This is a genomic window from Microcoleus sp. F4-D5 (genome assembly GCF_036704885.1).
Lineage (GTDB): Bacteria > Cyanobacteriota > Cyanobacteriia > Cyanobacteriales > Microcoleaceae > Microcoleus.
This window is the reverse complement of the sequence record NZ_JAUBSX010000065.1, coordinates 1-18299: the sequence shown is the minus strand read 5'-3', so window position 1 is coordinate 18299 and position 18299 is coordinate 1. Positions and strand designations below refer to the sequence as shown.

The following is an 18299-nucleotide window of genomic DNA, read 5'->3' as shown; positions in this document are numbered from 1 at the left end:
CGTGTAAAGATTCTTAATCTTTTATCAAGATATTTATCTCAATGTGACGGAATTGGGAACTCTTATAACATCTTGTGTGTTGTAGCTTATGACACTACTACATTAAGTTATTGTGATCAAATATAAAATAATCATTAAGCCGATCGACCTGAGGGTACTTTTCGTCGATCGGCTTAAAACACCAAGACTAGCTTTTCGCTAGACCCGCCCATTAGTGCGTATTTACGCTCAACGAGGTTTTATGACTCCAGTCATGTTACGCCAACTCTGGTCATTAATTGAGACCACCCAAGCCACTCTGTTAGTTAATTTGGACGATGCCACCCTGGTACAGTGGCTGCTGAAACAGTTAAAGACCAACTCTGCGCTTAATTGCAAAGAAGCAGATTTGTTGGACGAATACATCCAGTCTCGGCTGTCCCTAATCCGCGATTTAGCTGAGCAGCGGCTAGCACCAGAGCTACTGTGAACGCATTCAACCAAAATCGGATAAATATTCCAGGGAAGGGCGAAGATCGCTTGCGGTGGGCAAAAATAGCAGAAAAGAAACCCGGTTTCAAGGATAAATCTTGAGTTTGACGAGGAGACCTCCACCCGGAAACCGGATTTCTAGCTCTCCGCGCCCAGCTTGCTCAAAACAAACAGGCAGGTAGTCGGTGCAGTTGCCGCCATCGAGAATGGCTAATTTGAAGCCGCCGGCTTTTGTGCGCTGCCGATGCCACAGTTCTGACAGCTACAAGGTAGGATTGTCAGGAAAGCGTTCTATTAAAATCTATGCGTAAATGGGGATTTCTGCTACTAGCAAGTGTGTTGTTTTTCGCACCGTTGGCGTCTTGTAGGGATCGATCGGCACAAACCGGACAAACAACAGCAACAACTGCAGCAGGTGGCAACTCGCAACAAGGTTCCAGCCGGATAGATACAATTGTCAGCCGCGGCAAACTGATTTGCGGCGTCAGCGGCGAACTGCCGGGTTTTAGCTTTGTAGACGAAAAAGGCAAATATTCGGGATTGGATGTCGATGTGTGCAGGGCTGTCGCGGCGGCAATATTTGACGATCCCGAAAAAGTCGAGTACCGAAAACTCAACGCTAAAGATAGATTTACAGTTTTGCAGGCCGGAGAAATCGACATTCTCAGCCGCAATACCACCTACACCGCGAGTCGCGACAGCACTACCGGACTGGAATTTGCCCCGGTGATCTTTTATGACTCTCAAAGCATCATGGTCAAAAAAGACAGCGGCATCAAAAGTTTAAAAGATTTTGCGGGCAAATCTATCTGCGTGCAGACAGGTACGAGCACCGAACAAAATTTGTCCGACCAAATGCGAAAATTAGGAATTAAATACACTCCTGTGGTATTTGAAGATGTGAATACTACCTTTGCTACCTATCAAGAAGGTCGCTGTCAAGGTATTACTGCAGATCGATCGCAGCTTGTTTCTAAGCGGACAACTCTGCCGAATTCCGAGAATAATGTTGTTTTGCCGATCGTGATGTCAAAAGAACCGTTAGCCCCAGCGGTGAAAAGCGGCGATCCTAAATGGTCGGACGCGGTGAAATGGATTATTTTCGCCGCGATTGAAGCTGAGGATTTAGGAATTAATTCGGGAAATGCAGACAAAATTGTGGCAAGCACTACAGACCCGAATGTCAAACGTTTGCTAGGAACAGAAGGAGATTTAGGTAAAGGTTTGGGACTCCCGAACGACTACGCCGTCCGAGTTGTGAAGAAAGTGGGGAATTACGGGGAAATGTACGATCGCAACCTCGGCCCCAAAAGTACACTCAAGTTAGAACGGGGCCAAAACAGACTCTGGAAAGATGGCGGTTTGCTTTACTCGCCGCCGTTCCGTTAATTTTAGTTAACTGTTGACTGTTAACTGTTGACTGTTAACTGTTGACTGTATAAATGGTAAGGCGCGCCTTCCGCACCCTACAACATATTTTAGACTCCGCGCTTACCCCACAGTCAGTAGGGTGCGCATTGTGCACCGGCGCGCAATGCGCACCCTACATAATTAGTTCGATCGCTTATCAAACAGTTATGAACCCAGAACCTCAACCGGGCAAATCTCATAAATTGTCCAAATTTCAAGATATATCAAAACTGCTGCGGGACGATCGCTTCTGGAAAATAGCCGGACAGGCGATCGCCCTAATTTTAGTAATAGTTGTTATCGCCATTCTCTGGGACAATCTCAGTGCCAATTACTCGCAACTGGGGATTGCATTTGGATTTGATTTTCTCAATTCCCAAGCATCTTTTGATATCGGCGAAAGTGTCATTCCCTACAGTCCCGAAAACAGTTACAGACAAGCTTATTTTGTCGGTTTAATCAACTCGCTGCGGGTGATGGGTATCGGCATTGTTTTCGCAACAGTTGCGGGTTTGACGGTAGGAATTGCGCGCCTTTCCGACAATTGGCTGCTGCGGAGTTTGGCTGGTTTGTACGTAGAAATTCTGCGAAATACGCCGTTATTGCTGCAATTATTTTTCTGGTATTTTGCAGTTTTCATTTCCCTGCCAAAACTGGAAGACAATCAGCAGATGAGGGGGGCGATTTACTTGACAAATCGCGGTATTGCTGTACCTTGGCCGGTGGCTTTGCCGGGTTTTGAGATTTGGTTGATTTTGCTAACTGTCGGAGTTTTGGCGGCGGCGGCGCTGTGGATGTGGCGGGCGCGGGTAATGTTGGAAGAAGCTAAGCCGGGAAGACAGTTGTTTTGGGCTCTAGGTGCGATCGGGCTGAGTGCAATCTTAGCTTTTATTATCACCAAAAATCTCCCTTTTCGTCTAGATTTCCCCCGCCTGACACCAGCCTTGCAACTCGAAGGAGGATTAAAATTAACTCCTGAATTCGCAGCCTTAGTGACCGGACTCAGCTTGTATACTGGCAGTTACATTGCAGAAATTGTCCGCGCCGGAATTCAGTCAGTATCGAGAGGCCAGTGGGAAGCGGGAAAGTCTTTGGGGCTGAAGTCTGGAACAATGATGCGGATGGTAATTTTGCCGCAAGCTTTGCGGGTGATTGTGCCGCCTTTAACCAGTCAGTATCTGAATTTAGCTAAGAATTCGAGTCTAGCGGTTGCGGTTGCTTATCCCGACGTTTATTTTGTGGTGGGATCTCCGACGTTGAATCAGACCGGTCGGGCGATCGAAGCAATGTTAATTATCATGGTAACATATCTAACAATTAGTTTGATAGTTTCTCTGTTCATGAATTGGTACAATCAAACCGTACAAATCAAAGAAAGGTAACTGCTGAATATTTTATTTGAATTTTTGATGTAGGATTAAAGGAGAACAAAATGGCCTACAGTGATTTTAGTTTAGCAAAAGTATCTAAAACTTTTGAACTTAAAATTTTAGATTCAGTTAATATGTTTTCTGCTATCCCAGAGTTAGAAAGTAGTAACTTTTTAGGAGAAACTCTTCTATATACTGTGCCAGTAGCTATTAGTAGTAATACTGAAAAAGCTCGCTCCGAAATGATTATCGCACCGATTTTGATCGAACTGAGAAAACAGTTAAATTCGGAAATTAGCTTTTTTTCCGGAATAGATTTTACAATCGATCCAGAAAAAGGATTAAATGGAAATTGCGCTTTTCTGATTAGTCGTTCTCCAGAATTATTAATTATTACCGCACCAGTAATTATCATTGTAGAAGCCACAAAAGAAAATATCAATGGCGGATTGGGACAGTGCGTAGCAGAAATGCTAGGCGCTAAAATATTTAATGAATGTGAAGGCAACGATATTCCTGCGATTTTTGGCGCTGTAACTAGCGGGACTAACTGGAGATTCCTAAAATTAAAAGACCAAGTAATTGAAATAGATTTAACAGAGTATTACCTCAGAGATATTAATAAAATTTTAGGAATCTTAGCGAACAGTCTGAGAAATTAATAATAACTAAAAACTAATGAAAACAATCCCTGTACTTCCGCCCCCAGCCACCGAATCGCCCACCCCTTGGAATTGGGCGCGCAAAAATTTATTTAGTACCTGGTACAACAGCATTCTGACAGTAGTTTGCCTAATTATCGCCTTCCAAGCGATTAGAGGAATTATCGTTTGGGCAACAACAAAAGCTCAATGGCGCGTATTAGAAGCCAACTTGCCCCTATTTTTCGCCGGCAGATTTCCCCGCGAATCCTACTGGCGACTGTGGATAGTAGCCGCCATAATTGCCTTGTTGGGAGGATTAACTTGGGGAAATATTCAGCGGCAAGAACGTCTTTGGAATCCGCCTTTACTAATTATACTCGGTGCTGCGGTTGTGGGTGCGGTCATTTCGCCGATCGACCTAACCTCTCGCCTCTACGTCTTAGGAATTATTATCGCAGCCGCTGCCAGCTATGCCATCGGAAGGCAAATAAACCCAAAAATCATGGGGTGGATGCCTGCAATTTGGGCTCTTTCCTTCCCCATAATTTTGTGGCTAATTAAAGGCGGGTTGGGTTTGACCGAAGTGTCAACAAATGATTGGGGCGGTTTAGTATTGACGGTGTTTTTAGCAGTTATTAGTATTGTGCTTTCCTTTCCTTTGGGAGTATTGCTAGCACTTGGCAGACAAAGTTCTTTGCCAGTTGTGAGATTCTTATCAACATTATACATTGAAATTATTCGCGGTTTACCATTAATTGGCATTTTGTTTTTAGGTCAAATAATGCTGCAACTCTTTTTGCCGCCCGAATATCCGAAATTGGATAGAGTGATTAGAGCCATTGCTGGATTAACCTTATTTAGTGCGGCATACTTGGCGGAAAACGTGCGCGGTGGCTTGCAGGCCGTGCCCAGGGGACAAATAGAAGCAGCGAGGTCGATCGGACTCAATACACCCCTACTGACAATTCTAATTGTACTGCCTCAAGCACTGCGAACAGTCATTCCGGCGATCGGGGGTCAATTCATCGGATTATTCATGGATACATCCCTGCTATCTCTATTCGGAATGTTAGAATTAATCGGAATATCCCGCGCAGTTTTAGCAAATCCATCCTATATCGGCAGGTACGCCGAAGTTTACATCTTCGTCGGCATCATTTATTGGGTATTTTGCTACTCAATGTCCCTAGCAAGCCGCAAAATAGAGCGAACTTTAGGAGTAAGCCAGCGCTAAAAACTCATCTACGTTCATCAGCGTTCATCAGCGTTAATCTGCCTCCATCTGCGGTTAAAAAATAAAAAATTATGGAAACTAAACCCCCAATCACCGAACCAGTAATCATAGCAGAAAACGTCCACAAATGGTACGGACAATTTCACGTACTGCGCGGCGTCAGCATGACCGTAAACCGAGGCGAAGTCGTGGTCGTGATGGGACCATCTGGTTCGGGAAAATCGACCTTTATTCGCACATTCAACGCATTAGAAGAATATCAACAAGGTAAAATTACGATCGACGGAATCGAACTTTCTCACGACTTACGCAACATCGAGATCGTCCGCCGCGAAGTAGGAATGGTGTTTCAGCAATTCAACCTGTTTCCCCACTTATCCGTCTTGCAAAATGTCATGCTAGCGCCAGTATGGGTGCGCCGCTGGCCGAAGAAAAAAGCCGAAGAAGTGGCAATGCAACTGTTAGAAAGAGTAGGGATTTTGGAACAAGCAAAAAAATATCCCGGACAGTTGTCTGGGGGACAACAGCAGCGGGTCGCGATTGCGCGTTCTCTAGCAATGCAGCCTAAAATCATGCTGTTTGATGAACCGACATCAGCATTAGACCCGGAGATGGTGCGGGAAGTTTTAGATGTAATGCGAAATTTAGCTCAAACAGGAATTACAATGGTAGTGGTGACTCACGAAGTCGGGTTTGCGCGCGAAGTTGCCGATCGCATTGTATTGATGGATGGTGGCGTTTTAGTTGAAGAAGCGAAGCCGGAACATTTTTTTCAGCACCCGAAGGAAGAACGCACGCGGAAGTTTTTATCTCAGATATTGTAAAGTAGAGATATGATATAATGCCAAGCACTCCACAATTTTCTGACGAATAAATCTAATCAACAGATAGGCGCAATAGTAATAATTTTTAAGCTATTGCAGTGCGCGGAATGTGCTGAAGCAATTAAAAATTGGTTACTCCCTTCCCATCAAAAGATTTTGTATTGGTGCGCCCGCAACGATCGCGCTGGCTCAAGAGTCAGCAAAAAAAACTGCTAGGTCGGCAAATAGGTGAAAAAATTATTTTTTTTGACGAATTTGCTGTTTACGATTGTCCCAGCTTGTTTTATGGTTGGAGACCAACTTGGTCCAAATCGGCTAACTCTCAACGCCTAACTGCTGGAGTTTCTCCGGCGAAGGTTGCTGCTCAATTTCAATGCTTTTGATACTTTTCGTTGTCATTTTTATTTCGTGTAACTTTTTGTTAAATTAGCACATCTGATGCTCGCTCAATCATTAAGCTACAAAAAAAGTAGTACCAGTCTTGGGAAAAATTTATGGCCGCAACCATTACTGTTAACACCACAGGCGACTCTAATATTAGAGACACGATTCTAACCTTTAGAGAAGCTATTTTGATTGCGAATGGTACCCTCGCACCGGGAACGCTGACAGCGACAGAACAAGCACAAATCAGTGGTACTTTGGGAACAGGTGCAGCGGATAAAGACACCATTGCTTTCAATATTCCTGGTTCAGTACCCCATACAATTGCGCCCACATCAGATTTACCAACGATCGCCGATCCTGTGATTATTAATGGTACTAGCCAGCCAGGATTTACCAACAGCCCAATTATCGAACTTGACGGTACAAATGCCGCTGGATTGGATAAAGGCGTCCTAGAGATCGCTGCCGGTGATAGCATTGTGCGTGGATTAGTTATTAACCGCGCTGGATTTGCCGGTTTTGCGATCGCATTGAGGGACAAAGGGAATAATGCGATTGAAAATAATTATCTCGGTCCGAATCTTGCCGGAACTGGTACTTTTAGCAGTCGCAACGATACGGGTATTTTTATCAGTAACTCGCCTGACAATACAGTTCGTAGCAACCTGATTTCTGGCAATGAAAATATTGGGATTCGTATTGAAGGAGTCAGTGCTTCTGGCAATCAAATTCTCGGCAATAAAATCGGTACAGATGTTACCGGAACTGCTGTTTTAGGTAACAAAAGTCAAGGCATTTTTATTCGCAACGCCTCCAACAATATCATGGGTGGCAGAACGCCAGAAACCCGCAATATTATTTCTGGAAATGACTTTGAGGGAATTGGAATCAGTGGTATTCAAGCAACAGGGAACCAAATTCTTGGCAACTATATTGGGACAAATTTAACCGGAACTGCTGCATTAGGCAATGGTGCTGGGGTGCAAATTCAGGAAGGAACAAACAATACAATTGGTGGGACAACACCAGGCGATCGCAACATCATTTCTGGCAATAAAGGAAGAGGCATTTATCTGAGAAGTGGTGCAAATACTACCAAAATTCAGGGAAATTATATTGGCACAAATGCCAGTGGAGGATCTGCACTTCCTAACCAGTTATCAGGTGCAGAAATTGAAACGAGTAATAACATTATTCAAAGCAATCTTATCTCTGGAAATCAAAATAGTGGTCTCCTGATTAGCACTAGCACTGCGACTGGAAATCAAGTCACGGGTAATTTAGTTGGTACCGATTTTAGCGGGACGGTTGCTGTTAGTAACCGTGAAGTCGGTGTATTTGTCGTTCAAGGCGCTTCTAACAATATAATTGGTGGCACAACTCCTGAGTCACGCAACATTATTTCCGGTAATACAAATTGGGGAATTGCTTTTCAAACGGGGGCGACAAACAATCAGGTAATTGGCAACTTTATTGGCACAGATATTAACGGTAAAGCTGATTTAGGTAACTCCAATAATGGCGTGACTCTCTTTGCTGCACCCGGAAATATTATTGGCGGTACAATTGCTGGATCTCGTAACATTATTTCAGGTAATGGAGGTAGCGGGATTGGTTTAATTCTTGATTCTTCTGAAACGCAGATACTTTGGAATTATATCGGTACAGATATTACTGGAAATGTGGCGATCGCCAATGATATTAGTGGCATCTCAATGGACGGGTTTTCTGTTAAAAATACCATTGGGGGGGTCGGACCAGAAAGCCGCAATTTAGTTTCTGGTAATCGCGGTAGTGGACTGAATCTAGATACTAAAAATACTAAAGTTATTGGTAACTTTATTGGAACACAAGCAGACGGAAAAAGTGCGTTAGGAAATGCTGAAAATGGCATCTCAATTTCCTTGCAGGGTAGCAACAACATTGGTGGAACAGCACCCGGAGAAAGCAATACTATTGCTTTTAATGGTCTAGATGGGGTTGTCATTAGTAATGATAGCAAAAATAATAGCATTCTCTCTAATATATTTTTCTCAAATGGCGAATTAGGAATTGACCTTAATGGCACTTCTCTTAATCCTGCCGGTACAACTATTAACGATCGCGGAGACGCAGATACAGGTAATAACGATCTGCAAAATTTCCCCACTATCACTTCAGCTTCCTCTGACGGTACTAATATCGCGATCGCTGGAACATTAAATAGTCTTGCTAATACTCAATTTCGGCTAGAATTCTTCGCTAATACCACCTTAGACCCCACAAGCTTTGGCGAAGGTGAAACATTTATTGGCTTTACAACAGTCACGACTGATGCGAGTGGCAATGCCAATTTTACGGTTACTTTTCCCACAGCAATTCCCCCAGGTCAATTGATTACAGCCACTGCTACTGATACCAATAATAACACTTCAGAATTCTCAGGAGGGCAAGTTGTTTCTGCCCCGCCTAGTTTTGATTTTAGTGCTGCCACTTACACTGTTGCAGAAGGGAATACAGCAGGTTTTACAACTAATGCTGCCGTGCGAGTGAACCGCAGTGGGGATACGAGTAGTAGCAATACTATAGAGTTGCAATTGGCCAATGGAAGCACTCCCAATGCTACCGGCGGAACCACACCAACAGCAGAGATAGACTATAATAATGCGACTCTTCCTATTACTTTTAATCCAGGAGAAACGTTTAAGGATGTTAACATTTTAATTGCTGGAGATAGCGAAGTTGAACCGAATGAAAATATCGCGCTGAGTTTAGCAAAACCCAGCAGTGGTCAGATTGGGACAGTGCAACCAACGGCGGTATTAACTGTCAATAATGATGATATTCCGAGTATTAGTATTGTTTCGGGTACAGTTCCTAGCGAAACTGGCCCGACGGCGGGCTCATTTGTCCTGAATCTTAATTCCTCGGTACCGACAAATTTAACAGTTAATTATGCGATCGCCTCTGAAGGAAATGCGGCAACTCCGGGCACTGATTATATCACTTTGCCGACGAGTATTACCTTCCCGGCCGGTGCGACGACTGCAACGCTAAATCTCGTTCCCATTGACGATGCGATCGCCGATCCGGATGAAACTGTCACTATCATTTTGGTAGCGGGAAGCGGTTATGCGAGTGCGACTCCTAACACTGCTAGCTTGACTATTACTGACAACGACACCCCCACGCCAACACCAACGCTAACGCCAACACCCGTACCCACGCCAACACCAACGCTAACGCCAACGCCAACACCCGTACCCACGCCAACGCCAACACCCGTACCCACGCCAACACCAACGCTAACGCCAACGCCCGTACCCACGCCAACACCAACGCTAACGCCAACACCAACACCCGTACCGATCGCGATCGAGTTAGACAGAGACTGTTTATGCAAGTCTTTGCCTATTCCCAGTCTCAATCAACCCAACCCAGTTGAAAAGACAGTTGTCAGTAGCAAAGTCAGTCAAATTTTCCTAGGTACTGCTAACAATGAAATTTTTTATGGCAACAGCGAAGCTGATGATTTCAATGCAGGTAAAGGTAACGACAATCTCTTTAGCGGAGAGGCAAATGATTCTCTGAATGGCAATGAAGGCAACGACTTTATTTCTGGGGGACCAGGAGGCGATCGCCTTTTTGGAGGCAAGAATCGCGATATTTTACTCGGTAATGAAGGAGATGATTTTATATTAGGAAATAAAGGCGATGATTCGATCAATGGGAGAGAAGATAATGACTTAATTAACGGCAATCAAAGCTCAGATTTTCTGGACGGTGGCAAAGGCAATGATTCTTTATTTGGAGGTAAAGAAGAAGATTCAATTTTAGGCAGTCAAGGAGAAGATACCATTCTCGGTCATTTGGATAATGATACAGTCTGCGGCGGTGTCGGCGACGATTACTTGCGAGGAGATCAAAATCGCGATTCGATCGATGGTTGTGAGGGAAATGATACCGTTTATGGCGGCCAAGAAAATGATACTTTGATAGGCGGAAATGGTAATGATATTTTAATTTGTGATTTGGGAAATGATAGCTTAATTGGAGGGAGTGGGAGCGATGTATTTTTATTAGCAAATAATCGGGTCTTTGATGTAATTTCCGACTGGTATAAAGGGCAAGATTTCCTTCAGTATCAAGGGGAATGGGCAGATTTAGGCTTTGTGCAAATTCCCGAAGGAACTTTAATCGTTGGCGGTAGGAATGGGCAGGAATTGGCGTTGCTGTTGGGGGTTGAAGAAAAAACTCTAGAGAGGGGAGATTTCCTTTTTATTTAGGTAGATTCAATTTTATTTTACTCACTTCCCGCCATAAGATTTTGCATTTGGGAGGCGCTCGCCATCGCGGTTGCTCTGGTTGTCAGTATGCCCTACTGTGCGATCGACCCCGAAGTATAATACCAATTTTCCAAAATAATGCAACAGTAGTTTGTACCGCTCGAATTTAATTGTATTTGGGTACTCGGTAAACAGCGATCGGCAGCATAGAGAAATGGTAGAAATTTCGGGCATTAGCACTCAATCGTTCGAGCCAATTAATTGACGCAATCACTGGTTAAAATTTGTCAAGAATCAAGACCTTTCGATCGCCATTTTTACTGGGCAGCTTTTACCTGCACCGGTGTTCGGTAAAATAGACTCTTAACTAGGCAACCGGATGTGCTATGATGATTGTTGACTGATGACTGATGACTGATGACTACAAAAACGCTGGCGCTAGTTAAAGATGCAGAACGCTTGGAAAGCCGCCTGAAAGAAATTCCGGCGGTTCCTGGTGTATATTTAATGCGAGACGAGAGCGATCGCATCCTTTACATCGGCAAATCAAAAAAACTACGAAACCGCGTCCGTTCATACTTCCGCGAAAGTCAAAATCTCAGCCCCCGCATCGCGATGATGGTGCAGCAAGTGCGCGAAATAGAATTCATCGCCACCGACACAGAAGCAGAAGCTTTAGCCTTAGAAGCAAACCTCGTAAAACAGCACCAACCTTACTTTAATGTACTCCTCAAAGATGATAAAAAATATCCTTATTTGTGCATAACTTGGTCGGAGGAATACCCGCGCATTTTTATCACCCGCAAACGTCGCGCCGGTAGTGCCAAAGACCGCTACTACGGCCCCTACGTCGATACAGGGGCACTGCGGAGTACGCTGCATTTAATTAAGCGGATTTTCCCGCTGCGGCAGCGCCCTCAACCGCTGTTTAAAGACCGTCCCTGTTTGAACTACGACATCGGGCGCTGCGTTGGCGTTTGTCAAGGGTTAACTTCGCCGGAAGAATATCGGAAAATCATCCAAAAAGTAGCGATGATTTTTCAGGGAAGAACTCAGGAATTACTCGACTTGTTAGCACCGCAAATGGAAAAAGCTGCCGAAGATTTAAACTTTGAAACGGCGGCGCGCATTCGCGATCAAATTAAGGGTTTGCAGTCTTTGAGTGCGGGTCAAAAAGTATCTTTGCCAGACGATACGGTTTCCAGAGATGCGATCGCACTTGCAGCAGACAACCAGCACGCTTGCGTCCAATTGTTCCAAATTCGCGCCGGTCAACTGGTCGGAAGGTTAGGATTTATGGCGGAAATACCCCGCCAACCGCCTCTTGCAAATGGGGGGCAAGAGTTATCTCAATCTGTTGTAAAAGATGGGCAAGAGTTATCTCAACTTTCTGTTTCCTCCCCTCCTGGGCAAGAGGGAGAACGAGGGGGGGTAGAAGCCGGAGCGATTTTGCAGCGGGTGTTGGAAGAACATTATCAAAATGTCGAATCTGTAGAAATTCCCAGCGAAATTTCAGTACAGTACGAATTGCCAGAAGGGGAAATATTAGCAGATTGGTTGAGCAACCGTAAGGGGCGAAAAGTTACGATTTTGACGCCGCAACGGCAAACTAAAGCAGAATTGATTGAGATGGTGGAACGCAACGCTGAGTATGAATTGGCGAGAATGCAAAGATTGAGCGATCGCAATTCTCAAGCAATGGAAGATTTAGCAGAAATTCTCGATTTGCCAGAAGTTCCTCGGCGCATTGAAGGTTACGATATTTCTCACATTCAAGGTTCTGACGCCGTAGCTTCCCGCGTCGTATTTATTGACGGTTTGCCGGCCAATCAACACTACCGCCACTACAAAATTAAAAATCCTGAAGTTAAATCGGGTCATTCTGATGATTTTGCGAGTTTAGCAGAAGTTATCGGCAGACGTTTTAGAAGGAAAGAAGCAGAAGGGAAAAGCAAGAATGAAGATGAATTGAGTGATTTAGGAGAACCGCAAGAACTCAGCAATTTCTCGTCCGTTTCTCATACTATATCCGATAAACCAGACTTAATTATGATAGACGGTGGCAAAGGTCAACTTTCAGCGGTTGTGGATGTTTTGCGGGAGATGAATTTGCTAGAAGAGTTGCGCGTGGTCAGTTTGGCAAAGCAGCGAGAGGAGATATTTTTGCCGGGGGAATCCTTGCCGCTGCCAACTAATTCTGAGCAAGCGGGTGTACAATTATTGCGTCGGGTGCGGGATGAGGCGCACAGATTTGCTGTGAGTTTTCACCGGGATCAAAGAAGTCAGAGAATGAAGCGATCGCGCCTTGATGAAATTCCCGGATTGGGACACCACCGGCAAAAACAATTGTTGGCACATTTTCGGTCGATCGACTACCTGCGTTTAGCGACTCCCGAACAGTTGGCAGAAGTTTCTGGGATTGGCCCGCGTCTGGCGCAGCAAATTTACGATTATTTCCATCCGTAAAGCCTTATCCAGCATCGGAGAGAGGAATTGTAGGCGCGAGGAGGGCGATCGGGCCGCAAGTCCCGATTCAGCCAGTGTGAGGGAGGTATTCAAAAATTTTGCACAGGCCTATTGCAATCCCCAGAGACTTGTGGTATGTTTAGTTTCTGTGTGCGGGCATAGTTTAGTGGTAAAACTTTAGCCTTCCAAGCTAACTATGCGGGTTCGATTCCCGCTGCCCGCTTGCGCCTATAAAAACCTCAAACCCACGAAAAATCAACGGTTTGAGGTTTTTTATTGCCCAAAATACGGCTGAGTTAGGGGCCAGATTGATTAGAAATTGAATACAAATTGAATACAATTTGCCCCGTTTGAATACAGATTGAATACAATCCATACCTACACAGGGTTTCAGTCGTACTTTTCCGCTAAAAGCCCCAGAATAACGTCGATATCAGCTCTGACCGCCTTCGTCGTTTTGCGCCGCGCTCTCAACCGATTCAACAAGTCGGCCGGCTCTGGAAATTCTGCGACGGTCGGAACCGAGTTCTTATTTGCTTCCCGATCGCGCCGCGCCTCCTTGAGCTCTTGCTCCAGCATCTGAACCTTCAAACCCAAATCGCCGTTGCGCTCGTGCAACTGATTCAGTTCTGCATCCCATTCTGTAAGCTGCCTGTTGGCCGCTTTCAATTCCTGCCTGAGCGATTCATCGTTGCCGTCGCTCAGGCACTCAATTTTCCCAAGCGTTCTTCAATCCCTGCTAATTTAGCCGCTAGCAGTGTGTCTAGCTTGTTGTCTAGCATTTTGTCTGGCTTGCTGTCTAGCACTGGTTCAATGTCCGAAATTTCGGACACTTGTGTTTGAGGTTGAATTGGCGGCGTTGCTATTGCCTGGTTGGCCGCTTGCTCCAAGGTGCGGATTACCCAAGCGTTGACGCTCAAGCCCTCTGCTGCTGCGACATCTTTGATGGTTTCGAGCAAGTCTCGGCGGCCGTCCAATCTCAAGTTGAGCTGGCATCTGTCTGTCATGTCTAGTACCTATCTAGCATTTGTCTAGTTAGATGCCGGCATTTTGTCTAGTGGTTATCTAGTTAGATGCCGGCATTTTGTCTAGTGGTTATCTAGTTAGATGCCGGCATTTTGTCTAGTGTTTGTCTAGTTAGTTAACACCGAGTTGTTCCAGACGTTCTTCAATGGCAGCTATTCGTTGAATTAGTGGGCTGATGCGATCGGATATAAGTAGGTCTACACTTTCGGTGGCGACTGTAGACAGCGCGTTAGTGTCACTTGGCGCAGACGGTGTATACAGCGCTGTAGACGTACCTGAAACTTCCTTGAGAATCCGCTGTGCAGCTTGACTTACCGACTCACCCTCTAACCTCTGAGCTTCTATCCAGTTTAGGAAGTGACCGGAAGCCCTGAACGATACAACTTGACTTTGACTCATTGTAGATACCTGTATACGATATTTGTCTACAATAACTGACGGCTGTCTACAATGTCAACATATTGTCTACAATACTTGTAGACATGAAAATCCCCCAATCAAGGGGGATGAGATTGAGCCGTCAGTTGTCAGGTAGCGGCTAAATTTTCCGCAGGTCGCAGAAGAGCATTGAGATTACCCGTCCGCCCTTGTGTTTTTCGCGCTCTTGCCAGTCAACCTTGCAACTGATGCTTGTTGTAATCTCAGTGATGCGGCCGTGCCAGTTGTAGCTGGAAGCCTCCGGTTTGTTACCAGCCACCTTGTCGCCGACTCTGAATGCTTTGAGCGGGTCAGAGCAAGGGATGCCCGTGAGTAACTCTGTCAGTTTTTGCTTGTCGGAGAGGGTTAGTTTTGCGATCGAATTGCACACTGCCAAAAGAGTTGGGTTTTCATCCGCAGCATCCGCAGTCGCCCTCTGTGTAAGGATTGTTGCCACAGTGGCATCCGCAGAGGCATCCGCAGAAAGAGCTGTTTTCTGCGGATGTTCTGCGGATGTTTTGACGACAGAGCAAGGTTCTGCGGATGCTGCGGATGATTTCTCACTATTTTGTTTGCGGATACCCAAATAATAGGCATTACCCGTTTCTCTCCCATTTAGTTGAGATTCAGTGTGCCGATGTTTCTCCAGTTTGGGGAAAATCTCACAAAGTCGAGCGTACAACTGGTTGATAGCCTTCACGGGCTTGTCCCACTGGTTAGGCAACTCGTTCCAAATCAGCTTCTCCTTGGCGCAGCTAGTGTCTCTCTCTAGAATCCCTGCATCCTCATACCACTCTTGTAATTCACTCCATAAGTCCTTAGCATAAACACGCTCGCCCTTGCCAGCCTCATACCCTAATACCATTTTTTTAAAGATGTGATAGAGATAAAGAATGTAAAATCCAAGACCATCCGGTGAGAAAACCAATGATTCGCTCGGTACAAGATGCCAAAAATTCCTGGACTTTTAGGCGGAGTTCGTCAAGATTACTAAACACCGACTTTCGCTAAAAAATCTTTCAGATATTCCCACACTCTTTCTGTGGGATTTACCTCCGGACAGGGTCTTCTGGGTTTGCGGTGATAAGAAAGACTAATTAGAAAAGCAAGCTAATAGTCGATCTCGAAAATTATCGAAATTAACAAATCCATAGGCTTGACGCTTAATCAGTTTGAGACGATTGTTGATTCCCTCCATAACACCACTCGTTGTTCGGTTCAAGAAATAGTTACAAATTCCATCGATATGATTGCGAAGCATGGTGAGGGTATCACTGTAAGTTGGTTGTGCTTTCTTAATCCATTCAAGCAGTGATTCTTTCCCCTCTTCCACACTATGATGACTTTCAAAAATCTCTCTGAATTCTTCCTTCAATTCATAGGCAAGCTTAAGACGCTTAGATTGACTGAAAACTGTAGCCAATTTAACCCGTTCCTCTTCTTTTAAATCTACACCATTTCTCAGGACAATAAATCTACTACCTTTGACTTTAATATTGCTTTGTATTCGGATTTTATTCAATTCCTCATTCACATATTTCATCACATGAAATCTGTCATACACCACAATCGCATTCGTCCAAACTTCTTGGATTACTTTGGGAAAACCACCCCACATATCTACACTCACTTCTAACACCTGCTCGCGAACCTCAATCGGTTGCTGAATAAGGACTTCCATGATACCTTGCTGTTCATGACTGTCGATCACTTCAATCAATTGACTTTGGTCAATATCGGAAACTACAGTCACAAAATCTTGATGCCCTTTTCTCATACTAATTTCATCGATACTCAGACGTTTAACCGCTCCCCATGAGGCTTTTTTACTTGTGAACGCTTATGATTAAAAATTCCTTGAATCTGATCCCAACTTAATTCTTCCTCTCGTTTTACCTGTTCTACTGTTGTCACCTGAACACGGTGATAAATATACTCCTCATATCGTTGAGTATAGCGCCGACCAACATCTACAAAACACAGTTGCTCTGTAAAATATTTTTGACAATTCTTACAGTAGTATTGGCGACGAGGAATTTCCAATTCGATTAACTGACCTGAAATCGATAAATCTCGAATCAAGATTGGACGAATCTGATGGAGTTCATCTGTGGACTTTTGACAGTGAGGACAAGTAGCATAAGCTGTCAAAAAATTAACTTTTAGAATTGTTTTTGTATCATTTTTAATACATCTTTCAATCGTAATGTCTGGCAAATTGAGTAATCCATCAAGATGAAAATCCATTAGCTTAGCCTCTAGCATAAAGTTCCTATATTATACAGTTTCCACCGCAAACCCAGAAGACCCTCCGGACAAGCCGGAGGTTGAAACAGTAAAATGATATGATCCGGTAATTCAGATGCGCCTAAATTATGAGCGGGTGCGTTATCAACTTGAATGATGTGTAATTCGTTAGGGTATTGGATTGATAAAAGTTGTAAATATGCTTCAAAACAAACTTTGTCTAAATGCGAAAATTCCCAAAAAAAACTTTTTCCTGTCCCGATCGATACTGCCCCATACAGCCAAAAACATTCAAATTTCCATTGATGCTTTCCGAGCGGCTTTACGCCGAAAAGCGTTAGCTTGCGCCGCCGAATTGTATGCAGTCCTAGCCGAGTTTCATCACGCTCACCAAAAATTGACTTTTTTATATTTGTTTACTTGAGGTAAAGCCTTGTCTAGTAAGGCTTTTATCTGCTGATGCAGACTATTTTAAAATTCATTAATTGCCGCAGATTTCTGAGAAATACTGCGAGGTCTGGGGATTTTTAGTTTACTTTTTAATTCACCTCTCACTAAAGAATACACAGCCGGATAACTGCTGGCTATTCCTTTAATCAAACCTAGCCAGAGATGAACTTCTTTATAACTTTGAAATCCTTCGGGGTCTCTCAACTCTTGTTGCAAGGTCGCTGCCTCTTCAACTGAGAACTTTTTTGGGCGACCAAAAACCTGCCGATTTTTTAACAAATTTTCCAGACCGCCATGTTTGTATTGAAAGAGCCAGCGATGAATTGTGGCCTCACCTTTACCTAAAATTGCTGATACTTCCCGTACAGTTAATACTTGCTTTGACTGAAATAAATAAAGCATTTGGACTTTATTGTAAGCTAAAATCCTGGTTTGTTGCTTGAGAAGTCCTTGCAAAGTTTCTACAGATTCGGTAATTTTTATCTGAGGGCGACCCGACATTTTAATTTGCTCCTTGTTTTCTTCAAGTCTATCACATCTTTAAAAAAATGGTATAAGTCCCGCACGAACTGCCACAAGTGCCGGCTTTCCTCCTGAGCTTCCCGCATCGCCTCACGAGTTGCCTTGTAGTCAATGCCCTCAGCCAGCAGCAGCGGCAACCGCTCCAGCATCTTGTTAAGCATCGCCGGCGCAATCCGCTCAAGGATAAAATTCTCGTCATCCTTGAAACGCGGGTCAGCCTCTAACTCACCCTGAGACGGGTCAGCGCCGTGCTTGTAGGTCTTCTTAAAAATCAAGATGCCGTAGCGGTCATCAATGGCCGCCGTCCCCCCGGTGATGGACGGCAGTTTGTTGCAGTTGGCGAGAAAGATAGCGGCAGGCTTGTATTCGTAGCGGTAGTCATAAATATGTAGTGATCGGGGATATTACCCGGCTCTACATTCATTAGACCTCTTGCGAAAGTGCGCTCGTTCTAGGTAAAATAAAAGAAAAAATTAGATTAATAAAATAAATTACGAACAATTACAAAAGTTGAACCCCGCAGACTTTAAACGGTACTGTGGAGTACATCAAGAGACATTCAAAGA

Annotated in this window: 16 protein-coding genes and 1 tRNA gene; 9 read left to right on the top strand and 8 right to left on the bottom strand. The window is 44.4% G+C overall.

All coding sequences use genetic code 11. From position 1 onward, the window contains the following. Positions 1-241: 241 nt before the first annotated feature. The 9 genes from QUA80_RS24670 (at position 242) to QUA80_RS24630 (ending at position 13294) form a co-directional block, all read left to right on the top strand. The gene (locus tag QUA80_RS24670) at positions 242-469 is read left to right on the top strand and encodes a hypothetical protein (RefSeq protein ID WP_333329575.1); all 228 of its coding nucleotides are present in this window, start codon (positions 242-244) and stop codon (positions 467-469) included. Positions 470-774: 305 nt separating this feature from the next. Continuing rightward, on the top strand, positions 775-1860 hold the full coding sequence (locus QUA80_RS24665; protein ID WP_333427644.1) for an amino acid ABC transporter substrate-binding protein: 1086 nt from the start codon (positions 775-777) through the stop codon (positions 1858-1860). Positions 1861-2048: 188 nt separating this feature from the next. Continuing rightward, positions 2049-3263, top strand: a complete 1215-nt coding sequence (locus QUA80_RS24660) for an ABC transporter permease subunit (RefSeq protein ID WP_333427643.1) — start codon at positions 2049-2051, stop codon at positions 3261-3263. A 50-nt stretch (positions 3264-3313) separates the two neighbouring features. Next, a complete protein-coding gene (locus tag QUA80_RS24655) occupies positions 3314-3913 on the top strand; it encodes a hypothetical protein (RefSeq protein WP_333427642.1) in 600 nt (199 codons plus the stop codon). A gap of 16 nt (positions 3914-3929) precedes the next feature. Further along, the gene (locus tag QUA80_RS24650; protein WP_333427641.1) at positions 3930-5129 is read left to right on the top strand and encodes an amino acid ABC transporter permease; all 1200 of its coding nucleotides are present in this window, start codon (positions 3930-3932) and stop codon (positions 5127-5129) included. Positions 5130-5200: 71 nt separating this feature from the next. Further along, positions 5201-5953 (top strand): amino acid ABC transporter ATP-binding protein, encoded by a 753-nt coding sequence (locus QUA80_RS24645; RefSeq protein ID WP_333427640.1) that lies wholly within the window; start codon positions 5201-5203, stop codon positions 5951-5953. Positions 5954-6447: 494 nt separating this feature from the next. Continuing rightward, positions 6448-10605: a Calx-beta domain-containing protein gene (locus tag QUA80_RS24640; RefSeq protein ID WP_333427639.1), complete on the top strand. Its 4158-nt coding sequence runs from the start codon at positions 6448-6450 to the stop codon at positions 10603-10605. A gap of 417 nt (positions 10606-11022) precedes the next feature. After that, positions 11023-13071, top strand: coding sequence for an excinuclease ABC subunit UvrC (gene uvrC, locus QUA80_RS24635; protein WP_333427638.1), 2049 nt, complete (start codon positions 11023-11025; stop codon positions 13069-13071). Positions 13072-13223: 152 nt separating this feature from the next. Then, positions 13224-13294 (top strand) — tRNA-Gly (locus QUA80_RS24630). A 167-nt stretch (positions 13295-13461) separates the two neighbouring features. On the opposite strand, the gene QUA80_RS24625 is transcribed toward QUA80_RS24630, so the two are convergent. The 8 genes from QUA80_RS24625 to QUA80_RS24590 form a co-directional block, all read right to left on the bottom strand. Beyond that, on the bottom strand, positions 13462-13740 hold the full coding sequence (locus QUA80_RS24625) for a flagellar alpha dynein (protein ID WP_333427637.1): 279 nt from the start codon (positions 13738-13740) through the stop codon (positions 13462-13464). A gap of 32 nt (positions 13741-13772) precedes the next feature. Then, the gene (locus QUA80_RS24620) at positions 13773-14078 is read right to left on the bottom strand and encodes a hypothetical protein (protein ID WP_333427636.1); all 306 of its coding nucleotides are present in this window, start codon (positions 14076-14078) and stop codon (positions 13773-13775) included. A 130-nt stretch (positions 14079-14208) separates the two neighbouring features. Further along, complete coding sequence (locus QUA80_RS24615) at positions 14209-14496, bottom strand: hypothetical protein (RefSeq protein ID WP_333427635.1); 288 nt, start codon at positions 14494-14496, stop codon at positions 14209-14211. A gap of 139 nt (positions 14497-14635) precedes the next feature. Further along, complete coding sequence (locus tag QUA80_RS24610) at positions 14636-15379, bottom strand: hypothetical protein (protein WP_333427634.1); 744 nt, start codon at positions 15377-15379, stop codon at positions 14636-14638. A 228-nt stretch (positions 15380-15607) separates the two neighbouring features. Further along, positions 15608-16291 (bottom strand): ISL3 family transposase, encoded by a 684-nt coding sequence (locus tag QUA80_RS24605; RefSeq protein ID WP_333427633.1) that lies wholly within the window; start codon positions 16289-16291, stop codon positions 15608-15610. Positions 16292-16308: 17 nt separating this feature from the next. After that, a complete protein-coding gene (locus QUA80_RS24600) occupies positions 16309-16761 on the bottom strand; it encodes a transposase family protein (protein ID WP_333427632.1) in 453 nt (150 codons plus the stop codon). A gap of 471 nt (positions 16762-17232) precedes the next feature. After that, on the bottom strand, positions 17233-17613 hold the full coding sequence (locus tag QUA80_RS33955) for a hypothetical protein (RefSeq protein WP_445302292.1): 381 nt from the start codon (positions 17611-17613) through the stop codon (positions 17233-17235). Positions 17614-17690: 77 nt separating this feature from the next. Then, positions 17691-18008, bottom strand: a complete 318-nt coding sequence (locus tag QUA80_RS24590) for a hypothetical protein (protein WP_333427631.1) — start codon at positions 18006-18008, stop codon at positions 17691-17693. Positions 18009-18299: the final 291 nt, after the last annotated feature.

Bases quoted from the DNA above. Each gene is read 5' to 3' on its own strand.
- uvrC (WP_333427638.1), top strand. From the start codon at position 11,023: ATGACTACAAAAACGCTGGCGCTAGTTAAAGATGCAGAACGCTTGGAA.
- QUA80_RS24605 (WP_333427633.1), bottom strand. From the start codon at position 16,291: ATGAGAAAAGGGCATCAAGATTTTGTGACTGTAGTTTCCGATATTGAC.
- QUA80_RS24670 (WP_333329575.1), top strand. From the start codon at position 242: ATGACTCCAGTCATGTTACGCCAACTCTGGTCATTAATTGAGACCACC.
- QUA80_RS24655 (WP_333427642.1), top strand. From the start codon at position 3,314: ATGGCCTACAGTGATTTTAGTTTAGCAAAAGTATCTAAAACTTTTGAA.
- QUA80_RS33955 (WP_445302292.1), bottom strand. From the start codon at position 17,613: ATGCTTTATTTATTTCAGTCAAAGCAAGTATTAACTGTACGGGAAGTA.
- QUA80_RS24645 (WP_333427640.1), top strand. From the start codon at position 5,201: ATGGAAACTAAACCCCCAATCACCGAACCAGTAATCATAGCAGAAAAC.
- QUA80_RS24600 (WP_333427632.1), bottom strand. From the start codon at position 16,761: ATGGATTTTCATCTTGATGGATTACTCAATTTGCCAGACATTACGATT.
- QUA80_RS24665 (WP_333427644.1), top strand. From the start codon at position 775: ATGCGTAAATGGGGATTTCTGCTACTAGCAAGTGTGTTGTTTTTCGCA.
- QUA80_RS24615 (WP_333427635.1), bottom strand. From the start codon at position 14,496: ATGAGTCAAAGTCAAGTTGTATCGTTCAGGGCTTCCGGTCACTTCCTA.
- QUA80_RS24620 (WP_333427636.1), bottom strand. From the start codon at position 14,078: ATGACAGACAGATGCCAGCTCAACTTGAGATTGGACGGCCGCCGAGAC.
- QUA80_RS24610 (WP_333427634.1), bottom strand. From the start codon at position 15,379: ATGGTATTAGGGTATGAGGCTGGCAAGGGCGAGCGTGTTTATGCTAAG.
- QUA80_RS24650 (WP_333427641.1), top strand. From the start codon at position 3,930: ATGAAAACAATCCCTGTACTTCCGCCCCCAGCCACCGAATCGCCCACC.
- QUA80_RS24660 (WP_333427643.1), top strand. From the start codon at position 2,049: ATGAACCCAGAACCTCAACCGGGCAAATCTCATAAATTGTCCAAATTT.
- QUA80_RS24640 (WP_333427639.1), top strand. From the start codon at position 6,448: ATGGCCGCAACCATTACTGTTAACACCACAGGCGACTCTAATATTAGA.